Consider the following 25,214-nt stretch of genomic DNA (forward strand, 5'->3'; position numbering starts at 1 on the left):
CCTTTCAGGGAGATGAACAACGATCTCCTGCTGGAACAACTATACAAAAATCCCCGGCTGCCATTCAATCAATTGGGTTCGGTAGAATAGTATTGTATTAACTGTTGGTTTTTGCCACGATTGTCTCGATAAAGGACAATAAGGTGTTTGCCATTATTATCGAACAAAATAATTGGAATGAAGGTGTTGAGCGGATTTGTCTCTGTCTGGCTTTGAGACACTCCGAGTATATAATTTTTATATAAGCCCTCCCAAAGCTGGCCAATCACTTGGTTGGTCTTTTCCTGTGTAAGGTTCGGCAAAGGAGTCGATTGAAATTGATATAACTCAGTTAAGGGCACGATGGTGTAACTGTTGCTCGGTATTTTGTAATCGGCGATAAGTTGCCTCCAAAAATAGCTGAGTTGTTGGTTTGTGGCATGGTCAAGTGTTTTTTTCCATTCTACCTGGGTTGGATTAACAGGTTTGCTGAAGGACTCCAATGGTGAATAAGGCGAATCTATGACATATAATTCATCATAGCTCATAGCCTGGATGCTTTTGATCTTGTCATCCGGGTAGTGTACTTCCCCGTGATGTAAAGTTATCGCTTGGAAGTGACTGCTGTCTTCACCGTGAATGGTCGACTCTTGAGAAATGGATTGTGCGTTTTCCTTCCATTTACTTAAGATGCCTTTTAAGCGACCGTCTACATAGAGCAAAGAAACATCCTGTCTTAAATAAATGGGTGCTTCCATTGTAGAATCAGAAATCACCTGGATATCGTATTCATCTAGATCTGTCTGTGACAGCATATTAATTTCCGTTGAGAAGGAAGAAAAGGACTGACTTTCATCAGGTGGAAAATATTTGATAACGGAAACGTCTTGTTTCTCGTAGACAGCCCATCCAAGAGCCAAACATCCAATTATCACGCAAATAAGAGCAACAGAACTTTTACTCATGGTATGCCCCCCTCTGTGACAGCCTTTAGTGACCAGTACAGTGCCCAAGACAAGCTTTTATAAATATATGAAGAAAAACACAGTTTATGAATGGAGGAGAATAATGAACTTAGAAGGAAGAATGATTGTAGAAACTATCGAGCAGTTAGTCAAGATACCCAGCCCATCCGGCCATACTGATGAGGCAATAGACTTCTGCCGCAACTTGTTGAGAGCCAGGGGAATCGATACAGTAAAGACGAATAAGGGTGCATTGCTTGCCACGATGCAAGGAAAGGACAGTTTGAAACACCGATTCTTGACAGCACATGTCGATACACTTGGAGCGATGGTAAAAGAAATAAAAGAAAACGGCAAACTGCGGATCAGCAAAATCGGCGACTTTGCGTGGAATAGTATTGAAGGAGAATATTGCAATATCCATACTATGGATGGGGAATCCTGGACGGGAACGATTTTGATGGAACAGGCTTCTGTCCATGTCCATGACCAAGCCGAAAAGGGGAAAAGAGATGAAGAACATATCGAGGTCAGGATAGATGCAAAAGTAAAATCGAAACAGGAGGTTCAACAACGATTAGGAATCCAGGTAGGGGATTTCGTATCATTTGAACCGAGATTTGAAGTAACTGAAGAGGGGTTTGTAAAGTCGCGGCATTTGGATGATAAAGCCGGTTTGGCCGTATTGCTTCATTTAATGGATAAAATCCACATGGATGGAATAGAACTGCCGCATACCACTCACTTTTATATCTCTAATAACGAAGAGATTGGTTATGGTGGCAATGCGTCAATTCCTTCCCAAACAGTCGAATATTTGGCGGTAGACATAGGGGCGATTGGAGAAGGACAGACTTCCACTGAATATGACGTGTCGATATGTGCCAAGGATACGAGCGGACCTTATCATTTTCAATTGAGGAAACACTTGGTGGACCTTGCAAGGCAGTACAGGCTCGGACATCAGGTGGACGTCTATCCTTTTTACAGTTCAGATGCATCCAGTGCCGTTTTTGCAGGGTCGGATGTCAGACACGGGCTCATCGGTCCGGGAATCGATGCCTCGAATTCCTTCGAACGGACACACGTCGACTCACTTGTGAATACATTGAAGCTATTAAAGCATTATCTGCAATCAGAAATAGTTTAGTTATATTACATGCATGTTATAAATTCTTTCGGTGCAAAATACAACCATCAATTTGTTTAGGGTGAGACGATGGATAAGGAATCGAAACCTATGTACCGGAATTTTAATGATAATGTAAACTATATAAAAGACAGACTTGCCGTTGACAAAAGCTTTGATGTCATTCATTTAGACTTGGAGTATGCGGGTCGACGGATGGCCATGTTCATGATTGATGGATTTGTAAAAGATGATATCCTCCATTTACTGATGAAATTTCTTGCAAGGCTGAAAGAGGACCAGTTAGAACCTGACCCGCTCGAAAAATTATTAAAAACAAATATACCTTATATTGAATTGGACAAACTGGGCGATTTAGATCAAGCTTCAGATCAAGTTCTAGCTGGTCCAATAGCATTGATTGTTGAAGGCATTGATCAAATCATCATGATTGATGCTCGTACTTATCCTGTCAGAGGAGTAGCAGAGCCCGATCTTGAAAGAGTGGTAAGGGGTTCGCGTGATGGATACGTAGAAACTATTGTTTTCAACACTGCATTGACTAGGAGGAGAGTGAGGGACAGGTCGCTAAGAATGGAATATCTGAGCGTGGGCAGGCGTTCAAAAACCGATGTTTGTGTCTGCTATCTGGAAGATATAGCAGATATGGAGAGAGTCAAAACATTGAAAGAACACTTGAAAAAAATCGATACAGATGGCTTGCCGATGGCAGAAAAAACAATTGAAGAATTTCTATGCGGAAGGCACTGGAATCCCTACCCCACAATCAGGTACACAGAACGGCCCGACACAGCGGCTGCACATTTATACGAAGGACACATACTTCTTATAATCGATGGCTCGCCGAGCGTTATGATCACACCAGCCACTTTTTGGCATCACTTGCAGCATGCAGAAGAATACAGACAAAAACCGTTTATAGGTGCCTATTTACGATTTGTGCGGTTTATTGCTGTTATTGCATCCATCTTTATATTGCCTTTATATTACCTGTTTTCAAAGCAGCCGGATTTGTTGCCTGAAAACCTTTCATTTATCGGGCCGAGCCAGGATGGAACTGTCCCGATTTTGGTTCAATTTTTAGTCGCTGAAGTAGGAATCGATATGCTCAGGATGGCTGCTATCCATACTCCTACAGCCCTTGCGACCGCACTTGGATTGGTGGCAGCCATCTTAATCGGGGAAGTCGCTGTAGAAGTAGGATTGTTTTCTCATGAAGTCGTATTGTATTTGGCTGTTGCTGCTATCGGTACTTTTGCCACTCCAAGTTATGAACTTAGTCTGGCCAATCGGACATACCGGATTATACTGCTGATAGCCACAGCTATATTCGGTGTCAAAGGATATGTTGCAGGGATTACCATCTGGATTTTTTACCTATTGCGTATGGATTCATTCAGAATCGGATATCTTTGGCCTTTCCTGCCATTCTCCGCAAGGGCATTGCGTGACGTACTGATTCGCTCCCCGATTCCATTGAAAAACCGAAGACCAACTTTCCTCAATCCACAAGACCCCGACCGCTAAAACGGCCGGGTTTTTTGTTTTACTTTTTAATGACCCCATCCTTGTTATCTTCTATAAACTGTGACATAACTAGTTTCACTAAACGTGACTCCTACCATCCTTTTTGGATTGAGTGGCGGTCCAGCGCTGCGGAAAAACACTCGCTTTCCGTGGGGAACGCTTCAGCCTCCTCGCCGGAAAACCACCGGCTGTGGGGTCTTCAGACTGTTCCTTTCCCACACTGGAGTCTCGTATTTTTCCGGAGCGCCGGGTTAGCATTCAACTAAAATAAGAACAAGAAGAAGCCACACAAAAATGAATTTTCACTAGTTCGCAGTTTCCCTCAACTGTAAAGTCGGGAAACAAAAGTGGTTTCTAAAAGAGTAGATAAATTATTCCTTTACGATTGAAAAATGATATAATATCAATTGGTGATTTTTATGAAAACGATTTATGATGTAAGACAATTATTGAAAAAGTTTGGCACAATCATTTACTTGGGAGATCGGCTCGCCGACTTGGAGATGATGGAAGATGAGTTGCGAGAATTATTTGTGTCACAGTTTATCACATCCCAAGAATACCAAATGGCGATCAGTGTTCTGCAGAAAGAAAAACAGAATTTATAGACGAGTTTTCATTCAATAGGGGGAAGAAAAATATGGCTGAAAAATATGCGATCGGGATAGATATCGGTGGAACGACAGTTAAGCAGGCAATAATCAGTGAATCGGGTACCATTATTGACAAGTGGGAAATCGAAACAAATACGGCTAATGGCGGCATATCCATTCCGGATGACATCTGGGCGTCTATTGAAAAAAAACTGGAAGAACTGGCCATTAACAAAGACTTTATCCTCGGTATCGGTGCAGGTGCCCCAGGTTTTGTTGAACCATCGACAGGCATTGTTTCCATAGCAGTTAATATAGGGTGGAAGGACTTTGATTTAAAAGGACAATTGGAAGAAAAATCAGGTCTCCCTGTTTTAGTGGATAACGATGCCAATATTGCTGCCTTGGGTGAAAACTGGCTAGGCTCGGGAAACCAGGCTGACAATTTGGTCGCCGTCACACTTGGTACTGGTGTCGGTGGGGGCATTATATCCAATAAATTGATTTTGAATGGAGCGAATGGAACGGCTGGAGAAATCGGACACTTCACTGTTGAACCTGATGGGGCACCATGCAACTGCGGGCGGAGGGGTTGTCTCGAAACAATCGCTTCAGCTACAGGTATAGCGAGACTTGCTTCGGATGTAGTGGCAAGCGGTTGTGAAACTATACTAAGAAATTATTTAAATGATAATGGAAAAGTAACTTCAAAGGATGTCTTTGAGGCTGCAGAGAAAGACGATCAGGCTGCTATAGAGCTTATTGAGCATGTTACAGATGTTTTGGGATTGGCCATTGCAAATACAGCCACTGTGATTAACCCGAGCAAGATTGTCATTAGTGGCGGAGTTTCATTGGCGGGTGAACAGTTGTTACGCCCACTTCGAAAAGCTTTTGACAAACATGCACTTCCACGTATCAGCGAAGCGTGTGAATTTGTGATAGCAGAGTTGGGAAATGATGCTGGAGTTATAGGAGCTGCCTTTTTAGTGAAGCAGGCCCAACAAGGCTGATCAATCTTTTTACAGAAGTGCTGCATGTGAAAAATAAACCCTTTGACCAGGGTTTATTTTTCTGTGCATATCTATTAAAATATAGAAATATTAAATTAAAGTAAAAAAAACAAGCACACTATGAAACTTTTTTAAACCGACCATCGTCTATATTAATAGCGTTTATTTTACCGTCCCGGTGGAATATATTATTGAACTGTAAGCGTAATGTAAATTGTAAAACTCAAAATGAATCTAAAAAACTATGAAAAGGAACCAATGATAGGAGGAATCATCATGTCTAAGCGACAAGTTAATATACCATTGTATATTATTGCCAGTATTTTATTTGGCCTTAAGACATATATTGTGTATCGGTTCATATTTAACATTTCGTTGGATAATCCGATGCAGGAATTAATTTTGTTTATTAATCCATTCGCTTCCGCCTTTTTGATATTCGCGGTCAGTGTCTGGTTTGTGAAAAAGCGCCAACTGAAATTTTTGCGATATACCGCTTTTCTCGGGACGATTATACTATATTTCAACTTGATTTTTTATAGGAATTTCACCGACTTCATTACTATTCCAGTCCTTTTCCAGGGAAGCAATGCGGCTGATTTGGGATCCAGCATTTTGTCCCTGGTCCATCTTCAGGACTTACTGTTGTTTGCGGATGTTGCGATTATTTGGTACTTGAGCAGAAAACGTCCGGAAGACATGGCCGTTTCTTACCGCAAGCGAGCCAAGACGATGGCACTGAGTATGTCGTTGTTGTTCCTGCTTTTCAACTATGTTCTTGCTGAAATTGAGCGCCCTCAATTGCTGCAAAGAACATTTGACCGGGAATATTTAGTGAAAAACCTTGGCGTCTTCAATTATCATATTTATGATATTGCTTTACAATCCAAGACGAAGGCACAACGTGTGTTTGCCGATGGAACCGAAATGCCCGAAATCAAAAAATATGTGGACAACAATGCAACTAGTGAACAAAAATCGGATTTGTTCGGTATAGCAGAAGACAAAAATGTCATCTTTGTTTCTTTGGAATCAGTTCAAAGCTTCGTAATTAATAACGAAGTGAACGGAGAGGAAATTACGCCTTTCTTGAATGATTTAATCGATGACAGTTACTATTTTGAAAACTTCTACCACCAAACACAACAGGGCAAAACGTCCGATTCAGAATTTCTTGTAGAGAATTCCTTGTATCCTTTGCCAAGAGGTGCTGTTTACTTCACCCATGGCCAAAACGAGTATAATGCTTTGCCTGAAATTCTGAAAGAAGCAGGGTATCACTCGTCTGTTTTTCATGCAAACAATAAAAGTTTCTGGAACCGTGATGTAATGTACGACAACATAGGTTATGATAAGTTTTTTGATGTCGATTCTTATGAAGTCAATGAAGAAAATTCAATCGGTTGGGGATTGAAGGACAAGGAATTTTTCGACCAATCGATTAAATATTTGCAAGGTCAGCAACAGCCTTTCTATTCAAAATTTATCACGCTCACGAATCATTATCCATTTGATTTGGATGAGGAAGATGCGTCTATCGACCAATATGATTCGAATTCCAGAACACTTAATCAATATTTCCCGACTGTAAGGTACACGGACGAAGCGGTACAACAATTCTTTGCCGATTTGAAGGAATCCGGTCTTTATGAAGATTCCATCATCGTTTTGATGGGAGATCATTATGGGATTAGTGAGTTCCATAACAAAGCGATGAGCCAGTATCTTGGAAAAGAAGAAATCACTCCTTATGACCATGTCCAATTGCAACGAGTTCCTTTCTTTATCCATATTCCTGGACAAGAAGGGGGAGTTATCTCAGACATCGCGGGACAAATAGATGTCAAACCAACCCTTCTGCATTTGCTGGGGATTGAGAATGAAGACGATATAACATTCGGTACAGACTTATTCACTGAAGACCGTAAAGATTTCATCGCATTGAGGGACGGCAGCTTTATCAGTGATGAATATATTTACAGCAAAGGACAATGTTTCAATAGGGAAACAGGTGAATTGATCGAAACCGATCCAACTGGATTAGACCAGGGAAATGAACAGGATAGTGCCTGCCAGCCAATTAAAGAGAAGGTGGAAAAAGAACTTTCTTATTCAGACCAAATAATTTATGGCGACTTATTCCGTTTCTATAATTTCGAAGAGGATGAGTAAAGAAAAAGGCATTCCATTTAGTGGAATGCCTTTTTCAATAATCTGTATGAGGAAATCCTTTTTCAATTAGAGCATTTTTTGGGATAGGTGAATCGAAGGAGGGTAAAAAGAAAAATCCCTACCCATAGCCGGGTAGGGACTCATCGTTTTTAAGATGCGAAAAGCTCCGTGTAGATGGTTGCAATGGAAAAAAATCCAAACACTAAGACAGATAAACCGGCAAATGCAACTGCGAACATGTTTTTAGCTTTTAACTCCCGGATAACAGCAATAGCGCAAAGAATTGTGACAACTAGCAGCATTAGTGCTAAAACCATTATTCCAAACCTCCTTGTCAGATTCCTAAGCCTGTGTAAGGAATTATTTGTTTTAATATGTATTAGATAATATCTCCTCATACATTTTAAAACAAATTATATGATTTGTCGAGATATACATGAACGTTTTATACTATGTTTTATAGGAGTGATATAGATGCACATAGAGAAGTTATCATTAGGACCGCTGGGAACAAATTGTTACATATTATACCAACAGGAGAAAGCGTTGATTATCGATCCAGGAGGAGATCCAGAGGAATTAGTTTCTTGGATAGAAGATAAACATCTAAAACCTTTGGCAGTCTTGCTGACACATGCCCACTTTGATCATATAGGGGCTGTTGATGTTGTCCGCGACCGCTTCAATATATCGGTATACGTCCATGAGGAAGAAGCTGACTGGCTTCCCAATCCTAATTTGAATGGATCTTCATTATTTCAGTCAGAACCCATATCTGCACGTCGGGCAGACGAATTTATCGGCAAAGGTAATAAACAAATAGGTGGATTCGAATTTGAGGTAAGAGAGACACCAGGACATTCTCCGGGAGGAGTATCATTTGTTTTCCATCATGATAGCTTTGTGATTTCCGGTGACACACTTTTCCAGGCTGGAATCGGAAGGACGGACTTGCCGGGAGGAGATTATGATATCCTGCTAAATAGTATCAAAACGGAACTTTACACATTGGCAGATGACTATAAGGTGTACCCCGGTCATGGCGGTCCTACTAGTATCGGAATAGAGAAAAAAAGCAATCCATTCATTAAACAAGGATAAACTCCCATATAAAAAAACTCCGGTTCCAATCGTGGAAACCGGAGCTTTTTTTAATGCCCAAAGCCGGGAACTAGTATGAAGTTTGAATAGTAAGTAAAACCGATAAAGAATACGGTACAATAAGCACCAAATAAGTACATATACATTCTTTCAGACAAGTTCAAGTAGCTGACCGCTACGAAAAATACAGTTTGTACTAAAAACAGCATCGTCAGGTTATTCAAACCAGCTATGAAAAACATCACTGTAAAGATACCCGTCCAAAAGGCAAGAACTCGATACATTCTATCCATACTTTCCCTCCTTTACAAAGGTTGCATATCATCGTTATTATAAACGAGTGAAAATACATTGTAAATAAATCTTATCATATTCTGTCATTTATGTGTCCGCTATCATAATATAAATACTAAAAAAACTGGGCTAGCTGGATTCGAACCAGCGAATGACGGAATCAAAATCCGCTGCCTTACCGCTTGGCTATAGCCCATAGAAGATTTTCTCCCTTTTAGTATTGTTCAGCAGACTCCATTTATGCGGGAAAATCCAAAAAAGTTATATCTTTTTCTGTATGATAGACAGTTCCTTGGTTTGATGTTACTTGTACCTTCAAATGGTAGGGAGCATTCGAGGGTTGAAAAAATTCTATCGTAACCTTTCCGGTAGGGTAATCGTATTCGAATTCAGTTTGGTCCGTTATTAAAGCGTGATTTTCCGTTTCTTCAATAAATTCGATCATCCCCATTTCAAGTAAATTGTCGACGATTAGTTGTTCTGTCTGTTTATAGGTGATTTCCAAGTTGTTTTTATATACGGAAACAGCGGTGCTTGATAAGAACAAAGTTAAAACGGCAAGTCCGGCAATAAAGGGGAAAAAATAGCCATTATTGTTAGCCAGTCTATTCATAGCAGCTGAAGGCTTTTTCATATGTCTCTCCTTCCGTAGTGGTGATGGAAACGGATATTCCGTGTGCTAGTTTGGCAACTTGAAAATCAGCTACATCTCTCAACAGAATTTCATGGCCTTTGCCGAGAACCTGTCTCCGGACCACATTTCCATACTGACTGATATGGACCGTTTCACTTCCTGCATGGTGAAGAACTAGTTCATCGTTTTGTATGGCAATACGATTTGCTTGGAAGATTTCATCTGCTGTAAAGAAGAAGAACTGTCGTGTAGCTAGCTCTTGATAATGATCTTCAGATTCCGAGAGGCTACGGAAAAGAAAGGGAATAAAAGGGAGCATCAAGAATAGGATGCATAACGCAAATAGCATGGTCAGGAATGTAAATCCTTCACTCCCTTGCAATATTGTATAAACAAAACGATTCGGTGCTTTGTTTTTCACTTTTCCAATAAGCACATCCTTTCACAAGACGATTCTCGATCTTGAATTCAAAATCGACATTTGTATGGAAAATGACAGCCCTGTTGTTGGAAGGAACAGGAAAGTCGGACAGAATGATCCGGTCATGAAGTTCGGACTGGATGCTTCTTTTGAGTTTCAACTCGTATTCTGCCATTTTCAATTGATAAATGACAGGTATCAGAGTTGAGAGAATCAATAAAAAAACACAGAGGGAAACTAAAATCTCTACCATGGAAATCCCTTTATTGTTCCACAATGTAACTCCTACCTTTGCCTAATGGGAATACGATCCTGTAAGTTTTGCTGTCTGTTTTCAAATACATCGTTCCTGGATTTTTTAAAGTTCCCTTATAGGTGAAAGTGATGGGCATTTTTAAAGAATTCAATTCGATTGTCCAATTGGCTGGGATATCTCTGGATATTATCACCTTTCCCAATCCCCCTTGCCTGATCGTATAAGAATGGCTGGCCGGCTGTATGTCCAATGTGTAAAATCTCTTACTGTTAGTCATGGATAACTGTTGAAGGTAAAGGATGTCGCTTTGGAATGTACGCAAAAATTGCTCTGTTTTATACTTCTCGACCAACCGCTCCGAAATAGAAACTGCAAATAACATGAAAATCGCGGACATACTTAAAACAACGAGTACTTCAATCAAAGTGAAACCTTCTTGTTTTCTTGCTGTTTTCATTGTTCCACAAGCACGATTTCCCCGCTCTCGATGGCAAGCGATTTAGACCCGCCATCACAAGTTGTCGATTTAAGGTAATTTTCATTTTCTAGTTCGCTTATTTGTTGTGGAAACGAGCCATATTCCAGTTTGTAAGCGGTCATTTGGCCCGTAGCCATTTCGATTAATGCATCGCAGCCTTTTGATTGAACTTCCTCATTTTGATGGGCTAGATTGGGAATGATAAGAATCATAAGCACGGAAATGACGGTAAGTACCAAAAGCATTTCAATCAATGTAAATCCCCGTTGGTTTTTCATTTGTTTCCTCCTTTTTAAATGTTATCGATAAGATGAAACATGGGCAGCATCAGTGACAGATAAACAACGATAATTAATCCCGCAAGAAGGGTGAAAACTGCTGGTTGAATTATGCTGATCAATTTCTTGATTTTTTCCTGCAATCGTTCGATGAGGACTTCTGCATAGACAGTTAAATCCTTTTCTAAAGCCTCGTTGTTGACATTTTTATGAAATATTTCGGCTAATTCCTTTTCCAATAGTAATAAGCCCGGAAGAACCGAATCCAAATGGGAACCTTTCTCCAGATTTTCAACCATGATCGACGCGTAATAGGATAAGATGGGAAGGCGTGTCTGATTCTTAAGAATATGAAACGCTTCTTTTATGGGCATCCCTGTTTTTAATAAAGAGCCCAGATGTAGAGAAAAAAGGTAGGTTGTGTTAATTCGTATAAAACTACGAACCAGAGGGATGGTATTGTAGATTTTTATTCGTGTGCCAATCCAAAGGGAAGGCTTGATCAACAACCAGAACGGCATAACCAGAATACCAGCAATAAACAAAGCATTCATTCCGACGAAAGTTATATCGATAAGTCGGAAGGAGAAAGTTGTAATTTGTGCCGTTTGGCCAGTCGAGGCAAAAAGCTGCTGAAAGGAAGGGTATACGGAGTGTTTGACAAAGAAGAGCAGAAATCCAAATAGAACTAGCAAAAATAACGGATAACGGGATGTGCGTTGAAATTTCTTCGTGTGTATAGCTTGTCTTTCTACCATTTTCCTGCAGGCTGTGATCGTGTGAGCCAAATCGCCATTCGCTCTGCAGAAGTACAAATAAGCAAGTATGTTGTCATGAAAGTTTGCATCTTTAAAAGCTTCATCGATGGGTTTTCCATCATATAAGGAAATAGACATTTTCTCAACCAGTGTGGCAAGTTTGGGATCCCACTTAATCATCTCGAGACTTTGCATGACGGTATATCCACTCGTTATAAGTCTTTCCAGCCTTTTTATAAACTTCAGCTGAAGGTCGAGTGAGGGCTTACTTTGCCGCACCTTTGAAAAAGGTTTCTTTTGTTGTAAATCCATACGCAAAGGCTTTCCTCCTTAAATGGTCAAATGAAAGAAATGGCCTTTCCACCGTTTTTTCATTTATTGCGTTTGTCAATTGATTGGAATCCAACAGTTCCATGATGGCAGCTCTTGAAGGAAGGTGCGGCTGAGTGATGATGGAAATTAGCTCGAGGGATGCCACTGCTATCAGAGTTTGGTGTAAGTCACTTTTTTTAATTCCCATTTCCTTCAATCTGTGAATGGTCCCTACTGCATTCTTAGCGTGAAGTGTGCTAAGAACCAAGTGGCCACTGTAAGCGGCATGAAAGGCGAAATGGGCTGTTTCCTTATCGCGGATTTCTCCAACCATGAGAATATCCGGATCGTGCCTCAAAGCCGCTTTCAACCCTGCTTGATATGTTATTCCTGCCTTTTCGTTGACTTGGACTTGCAAAATGTCGTGGATTTCTCTTTCGACAGGATCTTCGAGAGTGATTGCCTGGAAAGACTTTTCCCTCAGCAGGGTTTGAAGCAATGCATATAAAGTTGTCGTTTTACCACTTCCGGTCGGGCGGGTGATATAAATACATTAATAAAAATCGACATTCGTCACTACTATCTCATCCTTACCCCGCACCGACTGGTCGCTTCTTACGGGAGGTTTAGGAATTACTTCAAATTGGATTTCTCTTATAAAGGTCGAAATGAACCTTTGCTGTTCTTCAATGGTTAAGTTCCGGAAGTTTTCATTGAAGGACAGAACAATCTTTTTTAGGGATTCTATGTCCATTGTTACAGGCTCCCGGTATTCTGCCACTTTCTTTTTCAATTCTTCATAAGGTTCTTTGGTCTCTTCCATGAGCTTCATGAATTCTTCGTCGTTCATCAGATCGGCAGCCCAGGCCCGTTGGAATTTTTCTCTTTTCCGTTCGATTTGCTTTAATTGTTTTTCATAAAAACTTTTTGTATTGTCTTCTTCGATTTCTTTTACCGGTTCAATATTAATTTCTCTCATATATTTATACAGTGCGTCTACGAATCGATTTTCACCGATACTTTTATTAAAGGCGTTCACTTTAGCGCAGGGCGGGCAACGATAAGTGGAATGCTGATAAATAGTCCCGTTGCTTCTTGTTCTAACATACCTGTTGACGGCAAGCTTTTTTCCACATCCTGGACACTTGAGAATACCTTGAAATAGATAAGTGCTTTTTATTTCCCTTCGTCTAATTTGCGTGCGATCATCCAGCACTTTTTGCAGTTTCATGAATTCCTCTTTGCTTATAATTCCTTCATGTGTATCCTCATATACTTTATCATTCCACCTGGTCGCACCGTATAAAGCCGGGTTTCTCAGAATACGGAAAACGGCCGTAGCCGACCAATTTGCCCTGTCGTTGTTGGTCTTGTTCAGATACTCTGCAACCGCAAGCACCGATTTACCCGATTTCAATTTTTCAATCATATCCAGAATCACAAGGGACTTTTCATTCTTAACAAGTTTCTCTTTTTCATTCAGATCAAAACCGTAAGGGATATTACCGACTCGTTCTCCTCCGGAAACTTTTTCTTCCAACGCCATTTTCACGCGCTCTGAGAGGTTTTCCGTTTCCCATTGAGCCAAAGCAGCGACAATGGTGATAAACATCCTGCCCATGGCTGTCGACGTGTCATAGGGCTCTGTGGCCGATTTAAAGACACAGTTATATTTGTCGATTTCGGCAAGCATCTTATGCAAATCCAGAACAGAACGGGTAAAGCGATCCAGGCGGTAAACAAGAATCATGGAAATTTTACCTTGCTGCATATGTTCCATCAATCTTTGGAGTTCAGGTCTTTTTGTATCCTTACCTGAAATACCTTCATCTATATAAAATTTATAATCATCCCAGCCTTGGGCTGTACAAAAAGCGACAAGTCTTTCCTTTTGTGCCGATATGGAATAACCTTCCTTGGCTTGTTCAAGAGTGGATACCCGGATATAAATTCCTATTGTCATAAAAAATCTTCCTTTTTCTGCAAAATTATTAGAACATCTGTTCGTATTTATGATACTATAGTTGTAGATAATTCGTCCATACCCGACAATTTGTGATTTAGCTAACAGTAAAATTTTTGTAATCATGTTATAATTTAGACAATTAAGCCGTTCGGCTGAACAAAGCCGGCGAGTAGTTCTAACTACTCGTCATCGCCTACTTCGATCCATTCATACAATTCTTCCATTTGACAGTGGAGGATGGATGCAATGTTTTTTGCCACCTGGAGAGACATTCCCTGCCTCCCAGATGCGTATTTGTTTATTTGCTGGACGGTAATTTTTAGTTTGTTCGCTAGCTGCGTCTGTGTCATTCCCGATTCGTATAAACGTTCTCGAAGTAGGCATCTACCGACTTTGTACGTCAAATAGACACCCTTTCATTATTACATCAACTAGGAGTTGTTCATGGTGAAAAAAACTATTGATCTAATGGAATTATTAAGTAAATTGGCAAAAGAAGAAATGAAAAAACAAAGTACTACTTCATCCCGCGCAAAGAACGAATGAATGCTATGGCGCCTTCGATTTCTTCCTTGGAAGCCTCTTCACCATCGATATTCAACCTGTATTTTTCCATGAGCTCTTCCACAGATAACTCTTTGGTGTCGTTTATAAATTCCTCTTCACTAGATGTGGTTTTATCTGAGTCACTTCTTCCCAAGAGGTAATCAACTGTCACCCCGAAGAAATCAGCTAAATCATAAAGTCTTTTTTGTCGTGGCACTCGATCGGACTCACCATTTTCATAATGACTCACAGAAGTTCGGGGCATGTTCAATTTTTTCGCTAATTCTTCTTGTGATAAGCCCCGTTCTTCCCTTAGTTTCCTCAACCTTTTCGAGAAACTCATTTTTCCCTTTCTCCTTTCTATTGCACCAAATTTATTATATATGATAATGTTCGTTAAAAAAACATGTGCGTTTATCGCAATTATATGTTGACATGTTCGTTTATAGCACCTATAATCAAGTTAAGTTCTTAAAACGAACATAACGAGAAGGAGGTGTCAGCATGTTGACATCAAGAAAACCAAGGTCGGCATTGGTGGATGCCCGGAAGAAACTGGGATTGTCGCAGGAAGATTTAGCCAGTAAAGTGGGTATTTCCCGCGGTTATCTTTCCAATGTGGAAGCTGGAAAGTTCGGTCCATCACTGAAAATTGCAAGTCGGATAGCGAAAGTGCTTAACAAGTCTGTTGAAGACCTTTTTTTATAGTTATATAGTGCGTTTTCCGCACGTATTTTATACATGGAGAGGAGAATTTATTTTGCAGACAAAAATTAACAAGCCTTCAATCCCGGCTTCCACCATGAAGGAGATGTCCAAATTCTTCATGAAAACTTCGGTACCACGGATATTGGCAGCAAGAAAGGAAGAAGCAAACAAAGCAAAGGAGGAAGGGAAGTGAACGTTGTGGCAATCAGGCAAACCGAGCAAATGACCTTTGGTGAAATGTTCGAGTACACAAAACGGTTCAATGAAATCATGGAATGCTCAACTGGTGATATAAGGGATTTCCGTTTGGCAGCACTTATGTCCGACTTGGAAGAAAGGTACTTAATTCCAGCTTTCCATAATGAAGCCTTTGAAGCAGACCATCCAGAGTTAATGCAGCTGTTTCGTTCGGTGAGTATGGCAAGAAGTCTTTAAACATTTTGAAGTAAGGAGGATAGCAATGAGTGAAAGAATTACACCGAATTGGATAGATTTAGTGGATAAATCGGATGATGAATTGCGAGATATTTTATCAGAATTAAACAGTCCGTCACTAAGAAAACTGACAAGAGAGGCGATTCATGCACTTGAAGATTATCGTGATTATGTCCAACACGAAAAAGAAGAAAAGCAATGGCTATACGGAAAGTTAAATCAAATAGGGAACATTATTGAGCGTGGAAGAAAAGAAATTCCTAATTCAAATTTAAGCCATAGGACCGACCATTAACCAATAGTCCGACCAAACTAAATACGAAGGAGGGTGTATGGTGAATGGATGCTACAAACGAGACCCGCAATCCATTAAATGAGGTGCAGATAACTGAGTTGAAAAACATCGCCGACAAGAGACTTTCACCATATCATAAGCAGATTTTATCTAGGCTAATCGGAGAGCATTCTCGCTTACAGAGAGATCGCTACTCGATATCTGAAGAAAAATGTATAAAAGTCATTGCCTCAGCTACAAAACGAGTAGGCGGATACACAGACGGGATTATTGAAATCAGAATCGATGATTCAATCAACCATAAGTTTCTACCCGCGCATCAGTTAAAAGCGCTAGCCGGAGCAAAAAGGATTAACCAATACAAAAAGATTGAAGGCTGGCTTAACACAAAAGAAGGCAGAGAGTGGGCGCTTAAAACACCTCATGTCACCAATTTTTAATATCAAGAAAGAGAGTGATCGCATGGAATACGAAAAGCATTTCCTCTCCGAAGATTTTACACACTTGAATGTTCAAATCAATCGTATGCACCAGTCAAGTTTGGACGTTATTGATTTCACACTACAAGGCGATTTGAAGAAAGCAGAACAAGCTGCACATCAAATCTATAAAGCTCTTAACATAGTAAAAGCATTAAACAGCAAGAAAGTGATTCGGGATGACCAGGAAAGGCATGCAATGGCGACAAGGAAGGCTTTCTTCTGATGAGTGACAAATCGTATTGGATTTTTCATTCCGCGTTAGGTGCAGGTGTATTGGTCTTCTTGATTTGGGCCATCATCATAACTCTTTAAAGGAGGTGAGGAGATTGAGAGAGATTAAATTTAGAGGATATGACGGCATGACGTGGATATACGGTTCTGCTGTTCAGTATGACAACGATACTGACACCTGGTACATGATTGAGTTTAATGGTCCAGATGATGACTGGGTAATGGTTGGGGAAGTTGGGCAATTCACAGGACTGTACGACCGTAATGGGAGGGAGATTTTTGAGGGGGATATTGTCGAAGTGTCTGACCACCCTTTTCCGTTAGCGAACGGAGTTTACGAAGTCGGTTATAACGAAGTGATGGAATTATCAGCCGGAGGATACTTGCTTTTTCGGGTTAGAAAGTATTGCAAAGTCATCGGCAACAATCATGATAACTCTGAACTTCTTGAAAGGAGGTGAGAAAGTTGCTGAAGAGATTCTTGGTCGTAATCAAAGTAAGTAAAGGTACTTACAGACAAAAAGAAGTTCGAACATTGGATTCAGAGAAGGATTTACGGGAGTTAATCGGGAGTATTGTGACTAGTAGTCCGAATGCTTTGGAAGACACAAGAGAATTAATTTCCATCTTTGAGGTTGATTTAATTTACGGAAAAATTAAAGAACTGGAGCCGGTTTTGCGAGACATGAAGCTAGTTCTAAAAGAGAAAAAATAACTCACTGCGCCAACAGTGAGCCTGAAACAAACATTGTACATGAGTCAATTTTATAGCAATGAATTAGAGAATACAAGAGGAGGAAAAAAACATGGAAATCAAATTGAAAATCGAAGCACCCGGCTTGGAAGGTGCTATCCATACACTTGCACAGGTTTTAGCCAATTATGAACTGCCGTCAAATGGAAACGGAGGGGAAAAGGTTCCTGCTACATCGATTCAGCCCGAGCAACCATCTCAACCTGAAGTACCGCAACAACAAAATCAGCAAGCACCACAAGAAACCACGGTTCCTGTACAGCAGCCACAACAAGAGTCTGCGGTGCCTGTTCAGCAAACACAGCAACCGCCGGTACAGCCTCAACAAGAGTATCAACAACCGACACAGCAGCAACAGCCAGTTCAGCCAGAACAGCAAACTCAACCGCAGCCGGAACAACAGCAGCAAGGGGTGCCGACTTCCAACCCAACGTATAGCATGGATCAACTCGCTGTCGCAGCAACGCAATTGGTAGACGCGGGTAAACGGGAAGAGCTGGTATCTTTGCTTTCCGTATTCGGTGTACAAGCCCTGACTGCGCTTCCTAAAGAACAATACGGAGCGTTTGCAACAAAGTTGCGTGAAATGGGTGCCAAAATATGACGGGAGAAATCGCCCACGCTGACCGGGCACATGCTCTACTTTCAGCGAGTGCTTCCAGCCGTTGGCTGACCTGTACACCGAGTGCCCGGTTGGAGGACCAATTCGAAGAAACTACTTCGTTTTTCGCTGAAGAAGGTACGCTTGCCCATGAAATCGCAGAACTGAAATTACGAAAGCATTTTACTGAGCCGATGGCCAAAGCGACTTTTACAAGACGGTTGAACAAGCTTAAGAAGAAAACGTACAACGATGAATTGTTATTCCAAAAAGAAATGCTAAAGCATACGGACACCTATTTGGACTATGTGAAAGGCATCGCTATTGGACTTTCAACAGAGCCCTATGTAGCCATTGAAAAAAGAATAGATTACAGCTCCTTTGCTCCTGAAGGGTTTGGTACAGTGGACTGCCTCTTGATAGCAGGTGAAACACTGTACGTTACGGATTTTAAATACGGGAAAGGGGTTCCGGTCAGTGCGGAAGACAACTCCCAAATGAAGTTGTATGCCCTGGGCGCTTATTTGGAATACAGCTTTCTTTACCCGATCAAGAATGTTCACTTAGCCATCATCCAACCTAGATTGGATAACGAATCGGAGTTCACGCTTACCATCGAAGAACTGCTTGCTTGGGGAGAATCAATCAAACCCAAAGCCGATAAAGCTTTTAAGGGTGAAGGCGAATTTGTGCCAGGTGAACACTGTAAATTCTGTAAAGCAAAAGCAAAATGCCGTGCCAGGGCAGACCAGTTCACGGCTTTGGAAGATTTTAAACAAATGAAACCTCCTTTGATATCCGACGAGGAAGTGGGAGGGATATTGGAAAAGGGCCAGCACATAGAGTCCTGGGTCAAAGCATTGAAAGACTATGCCCTGAAAGAAAGCCTGAAAGGAAAAGAGATTCCCGGTTGGAAAGCTGTCGAAGGAAGAGGATCCAGAGTGTACAAAAACCAAGATGCTGCTTTCGATGAATTACAGAATAGGGGCATCGATGAAGCCGTGCTTTACGAACGGGTCCCGTTGACCGTACCGAAACTGGAAAAAGAACTTGGCAAAAAACAGTTCCGTGATTATATGGAAGAACCTGGCCATGTGCTGAAATCGGCAGGGAAACCAACCCTTGCTCCTGCATCAGACAAAAGAAAAGCGATCACCAACGAAGTGGATGCAGCGGAGGATTTCAATTGATGGAACAAGATTACGAATTTAAGGAGGTGTCAGCGTTGGAATGCGTAAAATGCGGGCGTGAGTTGAAAGACAAGCGAAGCATAGAACGTGGTTATGGACCAACTTGTTGGAAAAAGGCCCAGGAAGAAGCCGAGAAGGAAAAGCAAAGTGACAGCTAGTTAAATCTCTTATGTGAATCTATTAACTACTAAAACCTATAAAAATTTCAATCAAAGGAGAAATGTAAACATGGAAAACCAAACAAGAATTGTAACTGGAGAAGTACGCTTCAGCTTTGTGAGTCTGCTAAAGCCCCGTGAGGATCAATATGGTGGTGCTCCGAAATATAGTGCAACAATCTTGGTGCCGAAGTCTGATACAGCAACCAAACAAAAAATCGATGCAGCTATCGAAGCAGCCAAGCAAAAAGGTAAATCGGATAAATGGAACGGTGTCATCCCTCCGGTAGTATCGATTCCTGTTCACGATGGGGATGGCGTTAAACCTTCTGACGGGATGCCGTTCGGAGAAGAATGCAAAGGTCACTGGGTTTTCACGGCAACTACTGGGGAGGATTACCCGCCGAAAGTAGTTGATGCTAATTTGAATCCTATCTTGGATGCTACAGAAGTATATAGCGGTATGTATGGAAAAATTGCACTCAATTTCAACCCTTATGCGTTCCAAGGGAAAAAAGGCATCGGGGTTTATATCAGCACAAACGTACAAAAAACACGGGACGGAGAGCCGTTGGGCGCTTCTGCACCTGCAGCTGATGAGGACTTTGGTAGCGGTGGCCAAGCTCCACAGCAGCAGTATCAGCCGCAACAACAGTATCAACAACCTAACCAGGGCTTTAATCAACAACCTCAGTATCAGCAGCCAAGTCAGCAGTACCAACCATCACAACAGGGGTATGGCCAACAACCACAGCAACAGCCGAACCAGGGACAACAGCAGCAATTTGACCCTATTACCGGAAAACCTCTAAACGGTGGCGTTTATGGAATATGATTGGCACTTTGAATATCGACATCGAAACTTTTAGCAGCATAGACATCAAGAAAGCGGGACTGTACAGATATGTGCAGTCTCCCGACTTTCAAATCCTTTTATTCGCTTATTCTGTGAATAAAGGGCCGACTCAAATAGTGGATCTAGCACAAGATGAATTTATTCCCTTGCACATTATCGAAGCTTTAGAAAATCCGGAAGTTACAAAGCATGCCTATAACGCCCCTTTTGAATGGTATTGCCTTAGTAAGCACTTGGGTATGTATGGAAAACATACAGTGGACTGGTTAAGTCAGTGGCGTTGCACGATGTTTCACGGCTTATATTGTGGTTACACTGCCGGGTTAGGTCCAACAGCCAAAGCACTCGGATTGGCACAATCCAAACAAAAAATGACTGTAGGTAACTCTCTTATCAAAGTGTTTTCTACTCCTACAAAACCGACAAAAAAGAATGGCGGACGGACAAGAACACTTCCCCATCATGAGCCGGAAAAATGGGAGCTTTTCAAAGAATACTGCATCCAGGACGTTGAAGTGGAGAAAGAGATCGAAAGCAAGCTTTCCAAATTTCCTGTTCCTGAAGCGGAACAAAAATTGTGGGAGCTGGACCAACAGATTAACGCTCACGGTATTTCCGTTGACAATCAGTTGATAGAAGGAGCTATCCAGATAAGCAATGAAACAACTGCCACTTTGACCGAAGAAGCAAAACAACTGACAGGATTGAACAATCCAAACAGTGCGGCACAACTGAAAAAGTGGCTCTCTGATCAAGGGATGGAAGTCGAAAACTTGCAAAAAGACACAGTAGGAGAACTTATCGAAACAACAGAAGGCAGCGTTAAAAGGGCACTGGAAATACGGCAAGAAATGTCCAAAACGAGTGTAAAGAAGTACCTGGCCATGGAAGCCGCTTGTTGTCCGGATAACAAGGTGCGGGGGCTATTACAGTTTTACGGAGCAAATCGGACCGGACGTTGGGCCGGAAGATTGGTTCAAGTGCAAAACCTTCCTCGAAACTATTTGTCTACTTTAGGACATGCCAGAGAGCTTGTGAGAGATAGAAACATAGAAGCATTGAAGCTTATTTATGGAAATGTACCGAATACGTTATCAGAGCTGATAAGAACAGCATTCATTCCCAGTTATGGCCATGTATTTCTGATATCCGATTTCTCAGCTATAGAAGCCCGGGTGATTGCCTGGCTTGCTGGTGAACAATGGAGACTGGAAGTATTCCGGACACACGGAAAGATTTACGAAGCATCTGCTTCCCAAATGTTCGGTGTGCCGATTGAACTGATCAAGAAAGGCAATCCGGAATATGAGCTCAGGCAGAAAGGAAAAGTCGCGGAACTGGCGCTTGGATATCAAGGAGCCAAGGGAGCATTGATGCAGATGGGTGCTTTAAATATGGGTCTTACGGAAGAAGAGCTGCCGGATATCGTAAGACGGTGGCGCTCCTCGAATAAACGAATTGTTGATTTATGGTTTGCTTTGGAAAATGCTGCTCTTCATGTCATGAGGACGGGACAACCTGCCGGTGTTAAAGGGCTACTTATTGCCAGGGAGAGCGACATTCAAAACGGACTTGATTTCTTGACTGTCACATTACCTAGCGGTCGGAAGTTGTTCTACGTCAAACCCTTTTTAGATGAAAATGACTTTGGAAAAGAGGCCGTCCATTACAGAGGTTTGAATCAGACAACCAAGAAATGGGAGAAGATTTCGACATACGGCGGCAAAATGACGGAGAACATCGTACAGGCTATTGCCCGCGATTGTCTGGCGGTAACACTCAAAAGGTTGGCAGAAGCCGGGTATCAAACAGTTATGCATGTTCATGACGAAGCTGTCCTGGATGTACCGAAAGAACACGCAGACTTGGAAAAAGTGGAACGGATCATGAGCCAGCCGATTGATTGGGCGCCAGGACTTAACTTAAACGCCGATGGCTTTACGGCAAATTACTATATGAAGGATTAAGAGGAGGATGAAAAGTGGACGAATTACTAACTACGGGGCAGATGATAGATCGTTTAAAAGAGGGCGAGATTGCCGAATGTGTAAATGTTCCTGAGAGAGAAGACTTAACCGAGAATAAGAAAAGAGTTGTTAAGAGGTCAAGAGTATTTCTCTGGAAAGATGGTTTAGAATTCAAAATAACTACTTTCATTTCAGATGAGGCGAGGTGGCGCATCCTCCCAAACTATGTATCTTTTGAAGAAGCAAAAGCAGCATTAGAGCATGGCAAGCACGTAGTGTGTGAGTTCTTGGATAGGAGATATGAATATTATTTGAATGGAAGTAAGGTGTGCTCCCAAGCGGGAAGCAAGGCAGATGTAGCGAATTTCAACTGGTTTGAGTTATGGGACCAAATATTCGAAGGCAAATGGACCATAAAGGAGGAAAGTAAGTGAACCTAAATAAGTTATCTGGCATGCAGTATCAACTGGACGCTCACATTATTCAAAGGAAAGGGTTAAGAGGTAGGGATTTAACACTCAATACCATCTATGCGCTCCAGGTGGAAGTAGCGGAGCTGGCCAATGAGGTGCGTTTCTTCAAACATTGGAGTAACAACCGTATGATCAACCCGGTAAAAGCATTGGAAGAGTATGTGGACGGCTTGCATTTCTTCTTGTCACTCGGAAATGGTATGGGCATGGAATGGGACCATGACTTCTCATTGGAGAAGATTGGCAGCATCCGGACAACTTTTGCTTCTATTACCAAGAGGTTATCCGATGCCTGGTGGAATTATCACGATAATCAAATAGCGGATTACCGGACCAACTGGCTATTCGCCCTTCAATCCTACCTGCACTTGGGCGGGCTGCTTGGATTCACGGAAGAGGCAATCACCCAAGCTTATAAAGATAAAAATGCCAAGAATTATCTGCGGCAGAAAAGTGGTTACTGACATGGCTGTGTTAAGACAAGCGGTAGAACAACGCAGGGCATATATCGTAAAGGAATTGGCCAAAAGAGACTTTGCTCCTCATACACCCTTATCCAATCTTTCTTATAAGGAATTGGAAGACCTTTATATCGCAGTCAAATGTGATGAAGCCAAGAAGAGAGGGGTTGCTGTCATTGGCAAAAGCCCTGTTTAAAGCCTACTGCCCGAACTGTAAATTCACCTGCTACAGCAAAAATTTTCGGATTAGATCTACTGGCAAAGTGTACTTCCGATGTACGTGCAAAACGGAATGGAGCGTGCCGTTGGAACAGACCGAGAAAATGGACTATCGGATGCAGGGTTAATCGAAAATATTGGAGGGTTCATGATGGGAAAAAATAAATCAAAAAGACAAGTCCGCAGGGATTTAAAAGTGGAAATGAACCGTTCCTATGAACAGCTGCTAAAAGAAGTGAACGATAAGAAAGCTGTATCGAAGTAGCTATTCGTGGCGAAATTTTTGGAATGAAAGTTGTCATAATTACGTACACAAATTCGCTTGCTTAGTGCAGTTACTAAGCTAGGTGAGTTTCGACAAAGAGGAGGAGTACCCATGTTAGAAGTGAAAATCCGAAATGGGAAACAAGCTGTTCACATCAAAATGGAAGATGAAAGCCAGGACTTAAAAAGGGACCTTATTTTCAAATCTTTAGAAACGATCGGAGAGATTGGGTCAGAAGCTTCTCCGTTTGACGTAAATTTGCAGATAAATGAAAAAGAACCTTTGAAACAAATCAACGCTGAAAAAATTCAACCAAAAGAACACCTTCCTGTTTCTGAGGTAGAAAAAGAGGATCCTTTAAACCAAATGATTGAAGACACTCTTCGACCTACTAGATCAAGACGGCTTCCGTTGATGAGGGCCAGTGAGTCTCCAGCCCATAAAGATGAAAACGACTGCAGAGCTAAAATCAACTGTCCTGAATGTTCAATGGATTCCCACCGGTATGTAAAGTTTGGTTTTCGATATACTTTCTGCCCTGGCTGTAATGAGAAACTCCATTTGAAAAGCGCAACTGGAAAATGGGGTGAGGAAGACGAAAACGGAAATGTTTATCTGGCATTTGAGAAATATGACTTATCCAAAATGGAAGGATGATTGGATTGAAAAACACTTTAGGAGATCTGAACAACCACTTATTTGCACAACTGGAGCGTTTAAGTGATGAAGATATAGATGGAGAAAAATTGAATGAAGAAATTAACAGGGCCAAAGCCGTGACATCTGTCGCTTCTAAAATCATTGAAAACGGCACTCTCGTTCTCGAAGCCCAAAAGTTGAGAGATGACCGCATGAACGCAGATACAACTGTGCCTAAAATGCTTGAAGGCGGAGAAAAATGAAGTACACCGAAGAGCAGCATGAATTTATTCGTAAGGTTGCTCCCGGGAAATACAACGTGGAGATCGCGGAGCTTTTCAATGCGGAATTCGGAACAAATGTCACTGAAAGTCAGATAAAAAGTTTCAAGTCGAATCACAAAATAAAAAGCAACCTTGTGAAAAAACAGAGAACAAGCACGGGTCTTTTTACAAAGGAACAGGAAGCATTTATCAAAGACAATGTAAAAGGCCGTTCTAATCAAATGCTTGCCAAGCTGATCAATCAGACTTTTAATCTGTCCATTACAACCAAGCAAATAAAAACCTGGAAAGCAAACCATCATCTTTCCAGTGGCCTAAAAGGCTCTGAGGGCACGGCACCACCAAACAAAGGCACAAAAGGTATCTACAATGTGGGCGGCAATAAAACTTCTTTCAAGAAAGGTCAAAAGCCGGTCAATTACAAACCAGTCGGATATGAACGTGTAGATAGTTACGGTTACGTATTGGTGAAAGTTTCTAATGAAGGACCTTGGCACAAACGCTGGCGGGCGAAGCACAAGGTCCTTTGGGAAAAAGAACGTGGTCCAATCCCTCCAGGTCATAAACTGTTGTTCGCTGATCAAAACAAACAGAACATAACTTTGGACAACTTGATACTTGTCTCTAATAGACAAATGTCCACGTTGAACAAGAAGGGGTTGTTAACCAACAATCCCGATTATAACAGAACCAGTATCATTATGGCGGAATTGTACCAAAAGATAAGCGAGCGAAGCAGGAAATAAAGGAGAG

General features: G+C 41.5%; 39 protein-coding genes and 1 tRNA gene. 26 read left to right on the top strand and 14 right to left on the bottom strand.

The genetic code is table 11. From position 1 onward, the window contains the following. Window positions 1-68: 68 nt before the first annotated feature. Window positions 69-944 carry a hypothetical protein gene (locus CZ434_RS01760; protein ID WP_077621504.1) on the bottom strand — a complete coding sequence of 292 codons (876 nt, stop codon included), beginning with the start codon at window positions 942-944 and terminating at the stop codon, window positions 69-71. Between the two features lie 103 nt (window positions 945-1,047). Between CZ434_RS01760 and CZ434_RS01765 the strand changes: the two genes are divergently transcribed. From CZ434_RS01765 to CZ434_RS01785, 5 genes are all read left to right on the top strand, one after another. Continuing rightward, complete coding sequence (locus CZ434_RS01765; protein WP_077621505.1) at window positions 1,048-2,094, top strand: M42 family metallopeptidase; 1,047 nt, start codon at window positions 1,048-1,050, stop codon at window positions 2,092-2,094. A 69-nt stretch (window positions 2,095-2,163) separates the two neighbouring features. Continuing rightward, on the top strand, window positions 2,164-3,621 hold the full coding sequence (locus tag CZ434_RS01770; RefSeq protein ID WP_077621506.1) for a spore germination protein: 1,458 nt from the start codon (window positions 2,164-2,166) through the stop codon (window positions 3,619-3,621). A gap of 419 nt (window positions 3,622-4,040) precedes the next feature. After that, a complete protein-coding gene (locus CZ434_RS01775; RefSeq protein ID WP_077621507.1) occupies window positions 4,041-4,229 on the top strand; it encodes a YqgQ family protein in 189 nt (62 codons plus the stop codon). 32 nt (window positions 4,230-4,261) lie between these two features. Continuing rightward, window positions 4,262-5,227: an ROK family glucokinase gene (locus CZ434_RS01780; RefSeq protein ID WP_077621508.1), complete on the top strand. Its 966-nt coding sequence runs from the start codon at window positions 4,262-4,264 to the stop codon at window positions 5,225-5,227. Between the two features lie 276 nt (window positions 5,228-5,503). Further along, window positions 5,504-7,399 (top strand): LTA synthase family protein, encoded by a 1,896-nt coding sequence (locus CZ434_RS01785; RefSeq protein WP_077621509.1) that lies wholly within the window; start codon window positions 5,504-5,506, stop codon window positions 7,397-7,399. 149 nt (window positions 7,400-7,548) lie between these two features. Here the strand turns inward: CZ434_RS01785 and CZ434_RS01790 are convergent, their stop codons facing one another. Next, window positions 7,549-7,716, bottom strand: a complete 168-nt coding sequence (locus CZ434_RS01790; protein ID WP_077621510.1) for a DUF2759 family protein — start codon at window positions 7,714-7,716, stop codon at window positions 7,549-7,551. Between the two features lie 157 nt (window positions 7,717-7,873). Here CZ434_RS01790 and CZ434_RS01795 point away from each other — a divergent pair, with 157 nt between their 5' ends. Further along, window positions 7,874-8,500 carry an MBL fold metallo-hydrolase gene (locus CZ434_RS01795; RefSeq protein WP_077621511.1) on the top strand — a complete coding sequence of 209 codons (627 nt, stop codon included), beginning with the start codon at window positions 7,874-7,876 and terminating at the stop codon, window positions 8,498-8,500. A 50-nt stretch (window positions 8,501-8,550) separates the two neighbouring features. Here CZ434_RS01795 and CZ434_RS01800 read toward each other — a convergent pair whose 3' ends face one another. The 12 genes from CZ434_RS01800 to CZ434_RS01855 form a co-directional block, all read right to left on the bottom strand. Continuing rightward, window positions 8,551-8,793 (bottom strand): DUF2626 domain-containing protein, encoded by a 243-nt coding sequence (locus CZ434_RS01800; RefSeq protein WP_077621512.1) that lies wholly within the window; start codon window positions 8,791-8,793, stop codon window positions 8,551-8,553. A 125-nt stretch (window positions 8,794-8,918) separates the two neighbouring features. Beyond that, window positions 8,919-8,990 (bottom strand) — tRNA-Gln (locus CZ434_RS01805). Between the two features lie 42 nt (window positions 8,991-9,032). After that, the gene (locus CZ434_RS01810) at window positions 9,033-9,428 is read right to left on the bottom strand and encodes a competence type IV pilus minor pilin ComGG (protein ID WP_077621513.1); all 396 of its coding nucleotides are present in this window, start codon (window positions 9,426-9,428) and stop codon (window positions 9,033-9,035) included. After that, window positions 9,400-9,849, bottom strand: coding sequence for a ComGF family competence protein (locus CZ434_RS01815; RefSeq protein ID WP_179107144.1), 450 nt, complete (start codon window positions 9,847-9,849; stop codon window positions 9,400-9,402). Before CZ434_RS01815 ends, CZ434_RS01810 begins: the two co-directional genes overlap by 29 nt. Further along, window positions 9,797-10,126 carry a hypothetical protein gene (locus CZ434_RS01820; protein ID WP_077621515.1) on the bottom strand — a complete coding sequence of 110 codons (330 nt, stop codon included), beginning with the start codon at window positions 10,124-10,126 and terminating at the stop codon, window positions 9,797-9,799. Before CZ434_RS01820 ends, CZ434_RS01815 begins: the two co-directional genes overlap by 53 nt. Continuing rightward, the gene (comGD, locus tag CZ434_RS01825; RefSeq protein ID WP_077621516.1) at window positions 10,113-10,562 is read right to left on the bottom strand and encodes a competence type IV pilus minor pilin ComGD; all 450 of its coding nucleotides are present in this window, start codon (window positions 10,560-10,562) and stop codon (window positions 10,113-10,115) included. The genes CZ434_RS01820 and comGD overlap by 14 nt, the downstream gene beginning before the upstream one ends. Then, window positions 10,559-10,861, bottom strand: coding sequence for a competence type IV pilus major pilin ComGC (comGC, locus tag CZ434_RS01830; RefSeq protein ID WP_077621517.1), 303 nt, complete (start codon window positions 10,859-10,861; stop codon window positions 10,559-10,561). Before comGC ends, comGD begins: the two co-directional genes overlap by 4 nt. 14 nt (window positions 10,862-10,875) lie before the next feature. Further along, window positions 10,876-11,931 (bottom strand): competence type IV pilus assembly protein ComGB, encoded by a 1,056-nt coding sequence (gene comGB, locus CZ434_RS01835; RefSeq protein WP_077621518.1) that lies wholly within the window; start codon window positions 11,929-11,931, stop codon window positions 10,876-10,878. Then, window positions 11,885-12,481, bottom strand: a complete 597-nt coding sequence (locus CZ434_RS01840; protein ID WP_077621519.1) for an ATPase, T2SS/T4P/T4SS family — start codon at window positions 12,479-12,481, stop codon at window positions 11,885-11,887. Before CZ434_RS01840 ends, comGB begins: the two co-directional genes overlap by 47 nt. 3 nt (window positions 12,482-12,484) lie before the next feature. Beyond that, entirely contained in the window at window positions 12,485-13,894 is a 1,410-nt protein-coding gene (locus CZ434_RS01845) for a recombinase family protein (RefSeq protein WP_179107147.1), read from the bottom strand. A gap of 182 nt (window positions 13,895-14,076) precedes the next feature. Continuing rightward, complete coding sequence (locus CZ434_RS01850) at window positions 14,077-14,301, bottom strand: helix-turn-helix transcriptional regulator (protein WP_077621521.1); 225 nt, start codon at window positions 14,299-14,301, stop codon at window positions 14,077-14,079. A gap of 113 nt (window positions 14,302-14,414) precedes the next feature. Next, on the bottom strand, window positions 14,415-14,786 hold the full coding sequence (locus tag CZ434_RS01855) for a helix-turn-helix domain-containing protein (protein ID WP_077621522.1): 372 nt from the start codon (window positions 14,784-14,786) through the stop codon (window positions 14,415-14,417). A gap of 161 nt (window positions 14,787-14,947) precedes the next feature. Here CZ434_RS01855 and CZ434_RS01860 point away from each other — a divergent pair, with 161 nt between their 5' ends. From CZ434_RS01860 to CZ434_RS01945, 20 genes are all read left to right on the top strand, one after another. Continuing rightward, window positions 14,948-15,151: a helix-turn-helix transcriptional regulator gene (locus CZ434_RS01860; RefSeq protein ID WP_077621523.1), complete on the top strand. Its 204-nt coding sequence runs from the start codon at window positions 14,948-14,950 to the stop codon at window positions 15,149-15,151. Between the two features lie 52 nt (window positions 15,152-15,203). Beyond that, entirely contained in the window at window positions 15,204-15,344 is a 141-nt protein-coding gene (locus tag CZ434_RS21885) for a hypothetical protein (protein WP_179107130.1), read from the top strand. Continuing rightward, window positions 15,341-15,586 (top strand): hypothetical protein, encoded by a 246-nt coding sequence (locus tag CZ434_RS01865; protein ID WP_245830910.1) that lies wholly within the window; start codon window positions 15,341-15,343, stop codon window positions 15,584-15,586. The genes CZ434_RS21885 and CZ434_RS01865 overlap by 4 nt, the downstream gene beginning before the upstream one ends. Window positions 15,587-15,611: 25 nt before the next feature. Next, a complete protein-coding gene (locus tag CZ434_RS01870) occupies window positions 15,612-15,881 on the top strand; it encodes a hypothetical protein (protein ID WP_077621524.1) in 270 nt (89 codons plus the stop codon). A gap of 44 nt (window positions 15,882-15,925) precedes the next feature. Beyond that, window positions 15,926-16,321: a hypothetical protein gene (locus tag CZ434_RS01875; RefSeq protein ID WP_077621525.1), complete on the top strand. Its 396-nt coding sequence runs from the start codon at window positions 15,926-15,928 to the stop codon at window positions 16,319-16,321. Between the two features lie 22 nt (window positions 16,322-16,343). Continuing rightward, window positions 16,344-16,586, top strand: a complete 243-nt coding sequence (locus CZ434_RS01880) for a hypothetical protein (protein WP_077621526.1) — start codon at window positions 16,344-16,346, stop codon at window positions 16,584-16,586. Window positions 16,587-16,689: 103 nt separating this feature from the next. Beyond that, window positions 16,690-17,055: a YopX family protein gene (locus tag CZ434_RS01885; protein WP_077621527.1), complete on the top strand. Its 366-nt coding sequence runs from the start codon at window positions 16,690-16,692 to the stop codon at window positions 17,053-17,055. 5 nt (window positions 17,056-17,060) lie between these two features. Then, window positions 17,061-17,309 carry a hypothetical protein gene (locus CZ434_RS01890; protein ID WP_077621528.1) on the top strand — a complete coding sequence of 83 codons (249 nt, stop codon included), beginning with the start codon at window positions 17,061-17,063 and terminating at the stop codon, window positions 17,307-17,309. Between the two features lie 91 nt (window positions 17,310-17,400). After that, window positions 17,401-17,952 (top strand): hypothetical protein, encoded by a 552-nt coding sequence (locus CZ434_RS01895; protein ID WP_077621529.1) that lies wholly within the window; start codon window positions 17,401-17,403, stop codon window positions 17,950-17,952. Then, on the top strand, window positions 17,949-19,139 hold the full coding sequence (locus CZ434_RS01900; protein WP_077621530.1) for a DUF2800 domain-containing protein: 1,191 nt from the start codon (window positions 17,949-17,951) through the stop codon (window positions 19,137-19,139). The genes CZ434_RS01895 and CZ434_RS01900 overlap by 4 nt, the downstream gene beginning before the upstream one ends. A 35-nt stretch (window positions 19,140-19,174) precedes the next feature. Further along, the gene (locus CZ434_RS22415; RefSeq protein ID WP_245830911.1) at window positions 19,175-19,297 is read left to right on the top strand and encodes a DUF6011 domain-containing protein; all 123 of its coding nucleotides are present in this window, start codon (window positions 19,175-19,177) and stop codon (window positions 19,295-19,297) included. A gap of 70 nt (window positions 19,298-19,367) precedes the next feature. Beyond that, window positions 19,368-20,132 carry a DUF2815 family protein gene (locus CZ434_RS01905; protein ID WP_077621531.1) on the top strand — a complete coding sequence of 255 codons (765 nt, stop codon included), beginning with the start codon at window positions 19,368-19,370 and terminating at the stop codon, window positions 20,130-20,132. Further along, window positions 20,132-22,120, top strand: a complete 1,989-nt coding sequence (locus CZ434_RS01910) for a DNA polymerase (RefSeq protein ID WP_179107348.1) — start codon at window positions 20,132-20,134, stop codon at window positions 22,118-22,120. The genes CZ434_RS01905 and CZ434_RS01910 overlap by 1 nt, the downstream gene beginning before the upstream one ends. A 14-nt stretch (window positions 22,121-22,134) precedes the next feature. Next, window positions 22,135-22,554 (top strand): hypothetical protein, encoded by a 420-nt coding sequence (locus CZ434_RS01915; RefSeq protein WP_077621533.1) that lies wholly within the window; start codon window positions 22,135-22,137, stop codon window positions 22,552-22,554. Next, window positions 22,551-23,057: a dUTP diphosphatase gene (locus CZ434_RS01920; protein WP_077621534.1), complete on the top strand. Its 507-nt coding sequence runs from the start codon at window positions 22,551-22,553 to the stop codon at window positions 23,055-23,057. The genes CZ434_RS01915 and CZ434_RS01920 overlap by 4 nt, the downstream gene beginning before the upstream one ends. Window position 23,058: 1 nt before the next feature. Further along, window positions 23,059-23,250: a hypothetical protein gene (locus tag CZ434_RS01925; RefSeq protein WP_077621535.1), complete on the top strand. Its 192-nt coding sequence runs from the start codon at window positions 23,059-23,061 to the stop codon at window positions 23,248-23,250. 78 nt (window positions 23,251-23,328) lie between these two features. Then, the gene (locus tag CZ434_RS01930; RefSeq protein ID WP_077621536.1) at window positions 23,329-23,538 is read left to right on the top strand and encodes a hypothetical protein; all 210 of its coding nucleotides are present in this window, start codon (window positions 23,329-23,331) and stop codon (window positions 23,536-23,538) included. A 111-nt stretch (window positions 23,539-23,649) separates the two neighbouring features. Beyond that, window positions 23,650-24,195, top strand: coding sequence for a hypothetical protein (locus CZ434_RS01935; RefSeq protein WP_077621537.1), 546 nt, complete (start codon window positions 23,650-23,652; stop codon window positions 24,193-24,195). Between the two features lie 5 nt (window positions 24,196-24,200). Beyond that, window positions 24,201-24,440, top strand: coding sequence for a hypothetical protein (locus CZ434_RS01940; RefSeq protein WP_077621538.1), 240 nt, complete (start codon window positions 24,201-24,203; stop codon window positions 24,438-24,440). Beyond that, on the top strand, window positions 24,437-25,207 hold the full coding sequence (locus CZ434_RS01945; RefSeq protein ID WP_077621539.1) for an HNH endonuclease signature motif containing protein: 771 nt from the start codon (window positions 24,437-24,439) through the stop codon (window positions 25,205-25,207). Before CZ434_RS01940 ends, CZ434_RS01945 begins: the two co-directional genes overlap by 4 nt. Window positions 25,208-25,214 lie beyond the last annotated feature (7 nt).

Origin of the sequence: Sediminibacillus massiliensis, assembly GCF_900156915.1 — a bacterium.
GTDB classification, from domain to species: domain Bacteria; phylum Bacillota; class Bacilli; order Bacillales; family Amphibacillaceae; genus Sediminibacillus_A; species Sediminibacillus_A massiliensis.